The 12,660-nt window shown below is 60.8% G+C and carries 9 protein-coding genes and 1 pseudogene; 3 read left to right on the forward strand and 7 right to left on the reverse strand.

Features of this window, described 5'->3' with window-relative positions; genetic code table 11:
- Positions 1-132: 132 nt before the first annotated feature.
- On the reverse strand, positions 133-2,523 hold the full coding sequence (locus tag NCS02_RS11725) for an LPS-assembly protein LptD (protein WP_250523144.1): 2,391 nt from the start codon (positions 2,521-2,523) through the stop codon (positions 133-135).
- A gap of 227 nt (positions 2,524-2,750) precedes the next feature.
- Here NCS02_RS11725 and NCS02_RS11730 point away from each other — a divergent pair, with 227 nt between their 5' ends.
- The 3 genes from NCS02_RS11730 (at position 2,751) to purB (ending at position 5,949) form a co-directional block, all read left to right on the forward strand.
- The gene (locus NCS02_RS11730) at positions 2,751-3,776 is read left to right on the forward strand and encodes an aminoglycoside phosphotransferase family protein (RefSeq protein ID WP_250523145.1); all 1,026 of its coding nucleotides are present in this window, start codon (positions 2,751-2,753) and stop codon (positions 3,774-3,776) included.
- Positions 3,777-3,782: 6 nt separating this feature from the next.
- Complete coding sequence (gene murU / locus NCS02_RS11735; protein ID WP_250519753.1) at positions 3,783-4,484, forward strand: N-acetylmuramate alpha-1-phosphate uridylyltransferase MurU; 702 nt, start codon at positions 3,783-3,785, stop codon at positions 4,482-4,484.
- 76 nt (positions 4,485-4,560) lie between these two features.
- Positions 4,561-5,949, forward strand: coding sequence for an adenylosuccinate lyase (gene purB, locus NCS02_RS11740; protein ID WP_008342833.1), 1,389 nt, complete (start codon positions 4,561-4,563; stop codon positions 5,947-5,949).
- 48 nt (positions 5,950-5,997) lie between these two features.
- Here the strand turns inward: purB and NCS02_RS11745 are convergent, their stop codons facing one another.
- From NCS02_RS11745 to eda, 6 genes and pseudogenes are all read right to left on the reverse strand, one after another.
- The gene (locus tag NCS02_RS11745) at positions 5,998-6,495 is read right to left on the reverse strand and encodes a gluconokinase (protein ID WP_008342835.1); all 498 of its coding nucleotides are present in this window, start codon (positions 6,493-6,495) and stop codon (positions 5,998-6,000) included.
- Between the two features lie 10 nt (positions 6,496-6,505).
- Positions 6,506-7,870 carry a GntP family permease gene (locus tag NCS02_RS11750; protein WP_008342836.1) on the reverse strand — a complete coding sequence of 455 codons (1,365 nt, stop codon included), beginning with the start codon at positions 7,868-7,870 and terminating at the stop codon, positions 6,506-6,508.
- Positions 7,871-8,312: 442 nt separating this feature from the next.
- A pseudogene (locus NCS02_RS36460) lies at positions 8,313-9,226 on the reverse strand (DUF2827 family protein).
- Positions 9,223-10,374 (reverse strand): DUF2827 domain-containing protein, encoded by a 1,152-nt coding sequence (locus tag NCS02_RS11770; RefSeq protein WP_250523147.1) that lies wholly within the window; start codon positions 10,372-10,374, stop codon positions 9,223-9,225. The pseudogene NCS02_RS36460 and the gene NCS02_RS11770 overlap by 4 nt, the downstream one beginning before the upstream one ends.
- A complete protein-coding gene (locus NCS02_RS11775; RefSeq protein WP_284502671.1) occupies positions 10,371-11,531 on the reverse strand; it encodes a DUF2827 domain-containing protein in 1,161 nt (386 codons plus the stop codon). The genes NCS02_RS11770 and NCS02_RS11775 overlap by 4 nt, the downstream gene beginning before the upstream one ends.
- Positions 11,532-12,002: 471 nt before the next feature.
- Positions 12,003-12,635, reverse strand: a complete 633-nt coding sequence (eda, locus tag NCS02_RS11780) for a bifunctional 4-hydroxy-2-oxoglutarate aldolase/2-dehydro-3-deoxy-phosphogluconate aldolase (RefSeq protein WP_008342842.1) — start codon at positions 12,633-12,635, stop codon at positions 12,003-12,005.
- Between the last annotated feature and the right edge of the window lie 25 nt (positions 12,636-12,660).

Consider the following 12,660-nt stretch of genomic DNA (forward strand, 5'->3'; position numbering starts at 1 on the left):
ATTCACGTTTGCCACAGATACTCCATCAAATACGGACTTCACCGTTCGTGTCCTGCTTGTGTGTCCTGCCCTGCGCGGCCGCCGACGCGCTCTTCGCTGCACGTCCGTGGACGCCGCGAGCCCGATCCGGCCTCACTCGTAATCGCTGTACCGGGAGAGCGGCGGCGCCGCCGCCGGCGGAGGCTGATAACCCTGAACGCTCGCGCGGAACGCGCTGACGAGCCCGTTGTCGACGTTCGACAAGCCCTTGAACGTCAACTGCGCGAGCACGCGCGTGCCCGAGGACGGCTGGCCCAGCGTGTTCACGCCGTTGGCGTACCGCTGCATGCCGAAGCCGAACGCCCAGCAGTCGGCATCGTACTGGAAGCCCAGAAGCCCGTCGACGAGACGATGGCTCGCGAGATCATAGTTCACGCGGCCGACGGCATAGAGACGGTTCGTGAGCGGCCATTCGCCCGAGACCAGGATCTGGTTGATCGGCTCGTTCACCAACGTTGTCTGGTTCGAACGCGTGTAGCGATAGCCGACGTTGATCACCTTGCGCGCGCCGGGACTGAACGCAAAACCGATGCTCGAGCGCACGAGCTGGTTGTTGTCCACATTATATTGGAACGCAGTTTCCGAAGCGAAACCAGCGCCCAGCTTGATGGCCGCGCCGGCGATCAGGTCGGAGTGCTTTGCCTGCCCCGGCGGCTGATCCGGCGAGATCGTGACGCGCTGGCTCTGGAAATAATACTGCTGCGCGATGACGAAACGCGCACGCTCGTCGCCCGTCGCCGGGTTGATGAAGCGCGTGGTCAGGCCGGCCGTCAGCCGATTTGCGTCCGCGATCCGGTCGTTGCCGACGAACGTGTTCGGCGTGTAGATCTCCGCGAGACCGAAGTCGGCTTCGGCGGTATCGAAAATCGGCGCAAAGTCCTGGTTGTGATACGGTGTGTAGACGTAGTAGAGCCGTGGCTCCAGTGTCTGGATGTAGTCCTGCCCGAAAAGCCGCACAGAGCGATCGAACACGAGGCCTGTGTCGAAGCTGAGCGTCGGGATTGACTCGGTAAAACTCTTGGGCTGTCCCGCGACCGGTGGCGACGAACCCGCGACCTGCGTGGTCGCGATATGGCTCAGATCGTACGACGCGAAGTGCCATTGCACTTTCGGCGTGACGAAATAGCCGGGCGCATTGATCCCGTAGCTCAGGTACGGATTGAAGTACAGCCGGTTGCCGTCGGTGGCGCCCTCGGTCGTGATCGTGAAGCGCGTGGTGTCCAGTTCCGCGCCGTAATCGAAGCCCCCGACGTTGTACTTGTTGTACTGAACGTTGACCTGCGGCTCGCGGGCGTACGGCGGCGTCGAGGGTTGCAGCGTCTGCCAGCGCTGTTCGCGCGCGAGCACCGACCACGGGCCGTTGTTGTACGTGAGCCCCGCTTCCTGCTGATACAGCAGTTGCGTGCCGTTCAGGAACTGATTCGAAGCGTTGCCCAGGTCTTCCGGATATTGGTCGTCCGAAACCTTGTTGTAATTGATATAACCGCCGAAGCCGCTACCGAAGTTCTGACGGTGCTGCCAGAAGATCGCATAGCGGTTCGAGTGCGTCACGCGATCGTCGGGCAGGTAGTTGACGTCGAGCGAGCCTGAGTACGTGGGCGACAGGTAGCGATACGTCGCCTCGCCCAACACGCCGCGCTTCGTCATGATGCGCGGCGTGACGGTCAGATCGCGATTGGGCGCGATATTGAAATAGTACGGGACCGTCAGTTCGAAGCCGGTCGTCGAACTGAGCGTGAAGGTCGGCGGCAGAAGGCCGCTGCGACGGTCGCCGGTCAGCGGAAACGACAGCCACGGGCTGCCGAAAACCGGCACGCCCTGGAAGAACAGCACGCCATTGTGCGCGATGCCCTCTTCAGCGCCGGTGTCGAAATCGAACGACGTGCCCTTGATGTACCACGCCGGATCGGACTCGCACTGGCAGGCCGTATACGTGCCGTGGTCGATGCGCGCCCGCTCGTTGTCGATCATGTCGGCGCGGGCGGCGCTGCCGGAGCCACCCGTGAGGTTGAAACGGTACTTCGGGTTCGTCATGAACCCTTCATTCGCTTCCACCTTCAGATGCGCTTCGGGACCGACGAACGACACGCCGTTGTTGATCAGCCTGACATTGCCGAAAGCATCGGCCATGTCGGTGTCCTGGTCGTAGTGGAGCGCGTCGCCCTTGATGACCGTGACCGTGCGCCGGATCTCCGCCGAGCCCTTCGCCGCCATGTCTTCGTCGGTCGTGCCCGTCGCCTTGTCACTGAGGAGGAAGGTCGAGGGCTGCTGGCCGTTTTGCAGCGGGCGTTCCTGGAGCTCCGGCGCGAGGCGCAGGCTGCCCGGGCCGTCGAGCGGCTGCGGATAGGCGGCGTCGCCCACGAGCTGCGCGTGGGCAAGAGCGGGCATCAAGCCTGGAACGGATAGAAGCGCAGCGACGAGCCGCCGCCTGCGTGGCTTGTCGTCGCCTTTGATTTTCGATACGGGAAACTGTCGTGGCGGCATGTATGGGTGGCGGTTCGATCCCGTTCGCGTCCCACGCGCCCGATGCCGCCGGGCAGGCGGCCGCGCCTTTCCGCAGTCACGAACTTGACGGTCCGTTGCTAAGCGGGGACGACACTCGATCGAACGGTGACGCTCACAGTCGTCGGGAGCCTGGTGCCAGGCGTGAAACGGATCGCTTAAAAAAGTCGTGGGGTATTATATGGCAAGATGTTTGGCCCCTCGAATTTATGACGCACATTCCTTCCGACGCCCGCCTGAACCAGCTTCGCTCGTGGCTCGAAAACGTCGCCGGACGCTACCGGCTGAACGTCGCGAGCCTCGCTCCCGCCTCCGCCGATGCCAGCTTTCGCCGCTATTTCAGGCTCGAGAGCGATTCGGCGTTCGGCAAAACGCTCATCGCCGTCGATGCGCCGCCGCCGGAAAAATGCCGCGAATTCGTGCAGGTCGCCGGGCTTCTCGAGGCCGCGAACGTGCATGTGCCGAAAGTTTTGGAAACGGATTTCGACGCCGGTTTCATGCTGCTCACCGATCTCGGCACGACGACTTACATGTCGGTGCTCGACGAAAAGAACGCGCGGCCGATGATGCGCGCCGCGATCGACACGCTGATCCGCTTTCAGCAAACCGCGCGCGAAGGCGTGCTGCCGCCGTTCGACGAGGCGTTCCTGCGCCGCGAGATGGAGCTGATGCCCGAGTGGTTCATCGGACGCCATCGGGGCCGTGAAGTCACCGCCGACGAACGCAAGACGCTCAACGCCACGTTCACGCTGCTGGTGCAAAGCGCGCTCGCGCAGCCGCAGACTTTCATGCTGCGTGACTTCATGCCGCGCAATCTGATGGTGTGCGAGCCGAATCCGGGCGTGCTGGACTTTCAGGACGCGGTGTACGGCCCGATCACGTACGACATGGCCTCGCTCATGCGCGACGCGTTCATCAGCTGGGAAGAAGAGTTTCAGCTCGACTGCGTCGCGTATTACTGGGGGCGCGCAAAAAAGGCCGGACTTCCCGTCGATGAGGATTTCGGCGAGTTCTATCGCCAGCTCGAATGGATGGGCCTGCAGCGCCACATCAAGGTGCTCGGCCTCTTCGCGCGGATTCACTATCGCGACGGCAAGCCGCGCTATCTCGCCGATCTGCCGCGCTTCATCGGTTATGCGCGCAAGGTCGCGGAACGCTACGCGCCGCTGTGGCCGTTCGCGCGTCTGCTCGATTCGCTGGAAGGGCGCGCGGTCGATGTCGGCTACACCTTTTAATTCACGATGACGCACGCTTTGAAAACGGCGATGATCTTCGCCGCCGGACGCGGCGAACGCATGCGCCCGCTCACCGACCTCTGTCCGAAGCCGTTGCTGCCGGTCGGCGGAAAGCCTTTGATCATGTGGCAGATCGAGCGTCTCGCGGCGGCGGGCGTCGAAACGATCGTCATCAATCATGCGTGGCTCGGCGATCAGATCGAAAGCGCGCTCGGCGACGGTTCTCATAGGGGCGTCGAGCTGCGCTATTCGGCCGAGACCGAAGCGCTGGAGACGGCGGGCGGCATCGCACGGGCGCGTCATCTGATCGGCGATGACGTGTTCATCGCGGTAAGCGGCGACGTCTTTTGCGACTTCGATTACGCGACCTTGCGCGAGCGCGCCTCGACGCTCGCTTCGATGCCCTCGCCCGGCATGCATCTCGTGATGGTGCCGAATCCGCCGTTCCATCCGAAGGGCGACTTCGCGCTGAACGACGGCACGCTCGCGCTGGAAGGCGAGCCGCGCTATACGTTCGGCAACATCGGTCTGTACGACACGCGCATGTTCGACGATCTCGCACCCGGCACGCGCCGCGCACTCACGCCGTACTATCGCGAAACCATCGCGGCCGGGCGCGCGAGCGGCGAGCTCTACGAAGGCCGATGGGAAAACGTTGGCACGCCCGCGCAGCTCCGCGCACTCGACGAGGAACTGCGGGCGGGGTGAGCTTCGGAGATTGGGACGCATCCGATGGTAAAATGCGCGGTTCTCGCGTCTTTTCCTTCCATTGCGACAAGCAATCATGTCCGATACCCGTCCCGATACCCTCTTTGCGCTCACCGCGCTCTCGCCGCTCGACGGCCGCTATGCCGCCAAGACCGAAGCCCTGCGCGACTGGCTTTCCGAAGCCGCGTTCATGCGCCATCGCGTGACGGTTGAGATTCACTGGCTGATCGCGTTGTCGCGCGCGGGTTTGGCCGAAGTGCCGCGCTTCTCCGACGCTTCCGAACAGTTCCTGCTGGGCCTCGCCGAGCGCTTCACCGCGCACGATGCGGCGCGCATCAAGGACATCGAACGCGTGACGAATCACGACGTGAAGGCCGTCGAATACTGGCTCAAGGAGTCGGTCAAGGGTCAGCCGGAACTGGAGCGCGCAAGCGAATTCATCCACTTCGCGTGCACGTCGGAAGACATCAACAACACATCGCACGGTCTGATGCTGGCCGGCGCGCGCGAACGCGTGATTTTGCCCGCGCTGCGCTCGGTGCATGAACGTCTCGTGAAGCTCGCGCACATGCACGCAGAGCAGCCCATGCTTTCGCGCACGCACGGTCAGCCCGCCAGCCCGACGACGCTCGGCAAGGAAATCGCCAATGTCGCGGCGCGTCTTGCGCGCGCGATCACGCGTATCGAGAAGGTCGAACTGCTCGGCAAGATGAACGGCGCGGTCGGCAACTTCAACGCGCATCTGTCGGCGTATCCGGACTTCGACTGGGAAGCGTTCTCGAAAGATGTCGTCGAAAATCGGCTGAAGCTCACGTTCAATCCGTACACGATCCAGATCGAGCCGCACGATTACATGGCCGAACTGTTCGACGCCGTCGCGCGCGCGAACACGATTCTGCTCGACCTCGATCGCGATGTGTGGGGCTACATTTCGCTCGGCTATTTCAAGCAGAAGACGAAGGCCGGTGAAATCGGCTCGTCGACGATGCCGCACAAGGTCAATCCGATCGACTTCGAGAACTCAGAAGGCAATCTCGGCCTCGCGAACGCGACGCTGCGCCATCTCGCGGACAAGCTGCCGGTCTCGCGCTGGCAGCGCGATCTGACCGATTCGACGGTGCTGCGCAATATCGGCGTCGCCTTCGGGTACTCGCTACTCGCTTACGACGCGCTGATCCGTGGCCTCGACAAGCTCGAAGTGAACGCGGCGCGTCTGAACGAAGATCTCGACAATACGTGGGAAGTGCTGGCCGAGCCGGTGCAGACGGTGATGCGCCGCTACGGCATCGAGAACCCGTATGAGCAATTGAAGGAACTGACGCGCGGCAAGGGCATCACGCGCGAGGCGCTGCAGACGTTCATCGGCGGGCTGGCGATTCCGGCCGACGCGAAGAAGCTGCTCCTTGAGATGACACCCGGCTCGTATATCGGCAAGGCGGTGGAGCTGGCGAAGCGGATCAGCTAAGCAAAAAGACAAAAGCCCCGGAATTCCGGGGCTTTTTTCATTGGAGCGTCATTTGCGCGTCTTCAACTTCTCGAGCACGTTGTCGACGATCTGCTCGGGCGTGAGCTCGATGCTTTCCGTAATCGCCTCGTCCTCGCCGGGTTCTTCCAGTGTGTCCAGTTGGCTCTGCAACAGCGACGGATCGAAGAAGTGTCCGGTGCGCGAACCGAGACGCTCGCGAAGCACATCCATCGTGCCGTGCAGATAGATGAAGCACACGTCGCGATCGCCGTCGCGCAGGATGTCGCGATACGAGCGTTTCAGCGACGAGCACGTGAATACCGCCGTCTCGCCCGCACGCTGCTTTTCCTCGATCGCGGCACGAATGGTCTTGAGCCACGGCCAGCGATCCTCGTCGGTCAGCGGGATGCCCTTGTGCATCTTCTCCTTGTTCGCGGCGCTGTGGAACGCGTCGCCGTCGGTGAAAGTGCAGTGCAGCCGCTCCGCCAGCATCTCGCCGATGAGGGACTTGCCGGCACCCGACACGCCCATTGCGATCAAAATCATCGAAGTCTCCTTACACGAACATCGCGAGCACGAAGGTCAAGCCCAGGCCCATCAGAGAGATGATCGTTTCGAGCAACGACCACGTCTTGAACGTCTGACCGACCGTCATCCCGAAATACTCTTTGATCAACCAGAAGCCGCCGTCGTTCACATGCGAGAAGATCAGCGAGCCGGAGCCGGTGGCGAGCACCAGCAGTTCCGGGCTCGTGTGACCGCCCGCCGCGGCGGCGATCGGCGCAACGATGCCGCAGGCGGTGGTCATCGCGACCGTGGCCGAGCCTGTCGCAAGACGGATCAGCGCGGCGACGAACCAGCCAAGCAACAGCGGCGACAGGCTCGCCGACGACGCGGTCGCGACGATCTGCTGCGAAATGCCGCTATCGCGCAGAACCTGGCCGAAGCCGCCGCCAGCGCCGACGATCAGCGTAATGCCCGCGATCGGCGCTAGGCACTCGCCGCAGAACTTCTGAATCTGCTCACGGTTGAAGCCCTGCTTCGCGCCGAACGTCCAGAAGCTGACCAGCACGGCGATCAACAGCGCCATATCCGACTGGCCGATGAAACGCAGCAAATCGTTCGGCAGCGTTTTCGGCGTGAAAACCAGATCGGCCCAGCTCCCGATCAACATCAGAATGACTGGCAGCAGAATGGTGAACAACGTGATGCCGAAGCTCGGCAAATCGCGCTTCTTCTCGGTATCGCCGTGCTTCTGGGTGAACTGGTCGGCGAGCGCGTTGGCGTCGGGCAGCTTGATGTATTTGTGGATCAACAGCGCGAACAGCGGGCCGGCGACGATTGCAGTCGGCACGCCGACGATCAGACCGTAGGCGATTGTCTTTCCGATATCGGCGTGGTACGCCTGCACCGCGAGCAACGCAGCCGGGTGCGGCGGAATCAGACCGTGCACGACCGAGAGACCCGCCACCATCGGCAGACCGATCAACAGCAGCGACTTGCCGGTGCGCTTCGCGACGTTGAACGCAATGGGAATCAGCAGCACGAAGCCCACTTCGAAGAACACCGGCAAGCCGACGATGATCGCGACGACCATCATCGCCCAGTGAATGTTCTTCTCACCGAAGAGATTGATCAGCGTATTGGCGATGCGCTCGGCTCCGCCCGATTCGGCCATCATCTTGCCGAGCATCGTGCCAAGGCCGACGACGACAGCAATGTGACCGAGCGTATTTCCGTTGCCGGTTTCGAACGACTTCACGATTTTGTCCATCGGCATGCCGACCGCGAGGGCAAGCAATACGGACACGATCATGAGAACGAGGAACGGGTAAACCTTATAGCGGGCGATCATCAGGATCAGAACCGCGATCGCGATCACCGCGTAGAGCAGTAGCATGCTCCCGTGGACGGCTGGCATAACGCCTCCTTGATTTTGTTGAGGTTTTCTGCGCTATGTATGCGTTTGCCGTCGTTGCACTGCACACGCGGCAACATCCGGCAAGCGCAAACACGGCGCTGGGCAACGGAATTTTACTTGTAAGCGAGGAAGTCGGCCGAGAAATGGCAGCGAGAAGCGCGCGCGCGCGAAACGCGGCCCCGCTCCCCACCGGACGTCCAATTGGCGCGCGCGGCTTCCGCTTGGCCTTGAGCTGCGGATTGTCGGCGCGGAACCACGATTACTTGGCGATCCTTGCAATCCGGGCGGCGTCCCGCCACACGGAACATGTCGTCCGGATCGCTAGCTTCTTGCCGGTAAGCCGCTAATGTGGCGCCCTGACCGTCTGCCAGGTTGCATACCGCGCCGCCAGAACTCTTCTTGCCTCGCGCCATGGCATCTCGGCGACTCAGCACCCCCCCGGTTAAAAGTAATTCAGCGGATTTTCCCAATGCTGCGACACGACGATATCGGTATGCTTGGCAAGATACGTCGAGGTGTCGAAGCGTCCGAGAAACACCGCCTTGTGATTCCGCACGATGTCCAACTGGTTCTTCAGCGCAATGAATTCGCGGCACTGCGTGGCCAGATGCTGCGCGTTGGTCACCTGAAGCAATTGAATGTCGTCAGGCCGTTCGCGATAAGCCAATTCCGCGATCATCGCCGGATAAAGACAGAATTTCACGATAATGATATTCGGCTCCATCACGCTCAGGCGACGCGGCCCGCGTGCGGCTGATGCTCGCCCGAATGCGGCGACGAAGCGGTACGCGCCTTCAGGAAAATGGGGCTCCAGATGAATTGCACCATCCGCGCGGTTTGACGACGCATGACTTCAAAGTACGGCGCGCTGATGTTCGCAACTTGCGGAATTCAGATGTCGTCGTAGCGTTGATTGACGAACAGGTTGTCGCCGAAAGTCGGTCTTTTGAACAGAATCGACTCCATCGCTTGGACGTATTCGAAACCGCAACAATAAGAGATGAGGCGCGCGCACCGCTCCTTCAGATAAGCCGTCGCGTTCGCGTCGATCTGGCCACCAAGCTCGATCAACACATCGACCTTGTCCTTCGCATCATCGAATGTGACGGTGAGCCAGCGCTCGAGATCCCAGGGCAATTGGTTCGTGTTCGCCACATGCGTCGTGTTGAGGAGCACGACGCTCTCGACGTTCGGACAGTTCTTGAGTGCTTGCGCGAGAAACACCGCGTTCTGCTTGATACCGTTGTTCCACAACGTTTCGGCCTCGTGGAACAGGCCGATCGTATGCCAGTTCGCAACTTCTTCATTCCCGTTAACGCCGTTGCCTCGCGGCAGATGCTTGAATCCCGAACTCACGCCTTCGCGTACACGGCCTCGATCGCCCGCGTGTAGATCCGCACGTTGTCTTCGTTTTCCGGGTCGAGCGTGTGAAGGAACTTCTTCGCGGTCGCGCGATAGCTTTCGAGATTGGCATCGTGCTCGGCGAAGGCGCGAAGCAACGCGCGGCCACCCTCTTCGCAATCAAATTCGTGATAGCGATAGCCGCACTCGCCGATAAGATGCGAGTTGTGAATCAGCGGATAGCCGCCGTAGAGCGCTTCGTAATAAACGTAGTTCTGCGGGTTTTCCCACTGATGGCTCACGACCGCATCGACGGAGGCCGGCACGATATGCGCGAAGGGGAAGCGTCCCTCGAAGTTGCCAAGCCCGTGTCTCACGTAATCGAGGCTATGCGCAAAGCCGACGAACGCCGCGTGATCCTTCAGCTTGAACGTGTTGTAGGCCCACACGCGTTCGAGCATGTCCGGATTCTCGCGATGCGCCGCGTCGCAGGCGAGCATTGGGATATAGCTCGTTTTCACCATGCAGACGTTCGGCTCGAAAATGCCCACGCGCCAACGGCGGCGCCCCGGCTGATAACCGAACTTCTGACCGTTGGGCAGCTTTGCCGCTTCACGTTCGAGTACGACCGGGCTCCACAGGTGTGGCATCAGCTTTACCGGCGCGCGGAAGAGCGTTTCGAAATACGGTTTGCAACTGACTTCGTATTCGGGCGGCGTCCAGACTTCGTCGTAAGGCGCGCCCGAAATCAGCAGCGCGTGCTGGAGATTGAAGACCATGCGTTCGATATCGATGACATAGTCGTTACCGACACGCATCGTGATGACCTTGCCGCCCTTCTCGCGGAACTTGATCGCCCATTCCTTGCTGAGCTGCGCGCTCATTTCGATCATGACGTCGAGTTTCGACATGGCCGTTTCCATGTCGATGAGCGGCACGGGTGAATCAGACAGGAAGCGCTTTGCGTCTTCGGGGCCGCCGTCGCCGCCGCCCGTCACGAGATAAGTCGATTTCACGCGCGGCGAGCGCATGAGCAACATCACGAGATAAAGGCAGTTCTGGAAGATGCCGTTTTCCCACAGCGACTGCTCGCCTTTGCGGATAAAAATGGAAACGCCGACGGTGATCCGCTCCGGCATGCGGGATTTGCTTTGCATGTTCATACGCCTACCTCGAGCTTGCTTCCCGCACAAAGGATGATCAACCGTTCTGCGAACGCATCCAGGTTGGCTTGATTGAAAGGACTGACCGCGTCGATGACGCGCTGTGCATCTGCGCGATATGCATTGAGATTGTCGTCATGCTCACGGAACGCGCGCAGCAACTGACGTCCGCCCTCTTGCGCGTCGAAACCCGGATAGTAGTAACCGGCGTCCTTCAGCCACGGCGAATTGTGGACGAGGGGATAGCCGCCATAAAGCACATCCAGGTACAGGTAATTCTGATCGTTGCCCCACTGATGCGACACGACTGCATCGGCGTATTGCGCCATGAAACCAGCGATATCGTTACGGCCATGGAACGTCGCCTTCGAGGCTTTCACAATGTCGAGCGAGTTGGCCATGTACATGAGCGTCGGGTGATCTTTCATGTGCATGGAATTGAGCACATGCATGGCGGACACGCTCGAACGATCCGCGCGATACGCCTCTTCGCAGACGAGCATTGGAATGCTCGACGTTTTCACCACCGAAATATTCGGCTCGAAGATTGCGACCCGGAAACCTTGCGGCTGGATGGCCGGTTGGGCCGACTTGTCCGCGCGGCGCTCGTAGCCGAAGCGCAGACCGTGCTCCTCGACTTCGACGATACGGCTCTCGATGAACTGCGGATGCCAGATGAACGGAATGATATGAACGGGACAGCGATGCAGCATACGCATCATCGGGACGAAAGCACGATCCTTCAACATCAGCCAGACCTGGTCGTAACGGTCCGCGCGCATGACGTGCACGGGTTTGTCGAACACCGGCGCTTCGACGAGCCCGACGTACGGCTGGCCGCAGCAGTAGTACGCGACTTTCTTGCCACGCGCGCGCATGAGATCGAGCCATTCGGTGTCGAGCGCGCCGCCCATTTCGAAGATGACGTCGACGGCGTCGGTCGCATCATGCGTCCGCATGATGCGCAGGCCTTTCGACGCGGCGTCCACCTGCGGCGGCAATGCGTTCTGGTCGCCCACGTCGATGAGCGAAACACTCTCGATGAACGTAAGCTTTTGAAGCGCTTCCGACAAGAAGATCACGTTCTGGCCCAGGCCGTTTTGCCAGATGCTTTGGCCTTGATGTGTGACGACTGATATTCCGACTCGGATGGTCATCGGATTGGCATCGTTTCGGCCGGCACACTGTTGAACGCTGATGCGGCGGGATCGGCGTTGGTGCGAGCAGCATCGCGCGGAAGTACGGAGGCATGGTGCAGCATGCGCCGAACCGTCCTGATTCGCTCCCGCGATTAAATATATCGGGAACTTCTGAAAGCTAAATATATAGAAAAATCTCTAGAATTCCCAGTGAACCAGGGATTAATGAGACAAGTCCTATGCGAGTCTTAAAATGCGCAAAACGTCTTAAACACAATGCGTTTCGAAATTTGGATTTATACGATTGAAATATTGATCGAATCGCTTGACGAAAAAACTTGATGTTCGCGTGCTCGACTGCCGGCGCACGCGAAAGCATGTCTGAAGAGAAGCATCGTCGGGCGCGAATTGCCCTGACCGAAAGGCGAAAAAACAAAATGCGCCCGGCCGCTCGCACGGCCGTGACGCGTTTTCGATTAGTGCAGCAATTTACTTATGCGGCGCCAATTCGCTCGCCGCCCGCGCGAGGCGCGTGACTTCCTCCCAATTCTGCGCGGCGAGCGCGGCCTTCGGCGTGAGCCACGACCCACCGACGCACACCACATTCGGCTGCGCCAGGAAGCTCGACGCGGTTTCTGCCGTGATGCCGCCCGTCGGACAGAATTTCAGGTTCGGGAACGGTCCGTAGAACGCCTGAAGCATCGGAATGCCGCCCGCCTGTTGCGCCGGAAAGAACTTGACGATTTCATAGCCGAGTTCCATCGCCGTGATGATATCGCTTGGCGTCATCACGCCCGGCAGGAGCGGCAATCCGGCGTCCTGCGCCGCCTTGTGCATGTCCTTGGTGAGACCGGGCGATACGCCGAATTGCGCGCCCGCCTTCTTCGCCTGCGCGCAATGCTCCGGCTTCGTGATGGTGCCCACGCCGACGACGATATCGTCCGCCAGTTGGCTCGCGCGCTCGATCGCACCGATGCCCGCCGGCGTGCGCAGCGTGATTTCCAGCACCTTCACGCCGCCTGCATGCAGCGCACGCGACACGTGCTCGCCTTGCTCGATCGTTTCGAAAGCCAGAACCGGGATCACCGGTCCCAGACGCACGATTTCGCTTACCGTTTTCATTTGATACGACTCCTGGTTTTTGAGC

The organism is Caballeronia sp. NCF2 (assembly GCF_023631205.1).
Lineage (GTDB): Bacteria > Pseudomonadota > Gammaproteobacteria > Burkholderiales > Burkholderiaceae > Caballeronia > Caballeronia zhejiangensis.

Coding starts and splice junctions, on each gene's coding strand:
- NCS02_RS11725 (WP_250523144.1), bottom strand. CDS start 2,523: ATGCCGCCACGACAGTTTCCCGTATCGAAAATCAAAGGCGACGACAAG.
- NCS02_RS11730 (WP_250523145.1), top strand. CDS start 2,751: ATGACGCACATTCCTTCCGACGCCCGCCTGAACCAGCTTCGCTCGTGG.
- murU (WP_250519753.1), top strand. CDS start 3,783: ATGACGCACGCTTTGAAAACGGCGATGATCTTCGCCGCCGGACGCGGC.
- purB (WP_008342833.1), top strand. CDS start 4,561: ATGTCCGATACCCGTCCCGATACCCTCTTTGCGCTCACCGCGCTCTCG.
- NCS02_RS11745 (WP_008342835.1), bottom strand. CDS start 6,495: ATGATTTTGATCGCAATGGGCGTGTCGGGTGCCGGCAAGTCCCTCATC.
- NCS02_RS11750 (WP_008342836.1), bottom strand. CDS start 7,870: ATGCCAGCCGTCCACGGGAGCATGCTACTGCTCTACGCGGTGATCGCG.
- NCS02_RS11770 (WP_250523147.1), bottom strand. CDS start 10,374: ATGAACATGCAAAGCAAATCCCGCATGCCGGAGCGGATCACCGTCGGC.
- NCS02_RS11775 (WP_284502671.1), bottom strand. CDS start 11,531: ATGACCATCCGAGTCGGAATATCAGTCGTCACACATCAAGGCCAAAGC.
- eda (WP_008342842.1), bottom strand. CDS start 12,635: ATGAAAACGGTAAGCGAAATCGTGCGTCTGGGACCGGTGATCCCGGTT.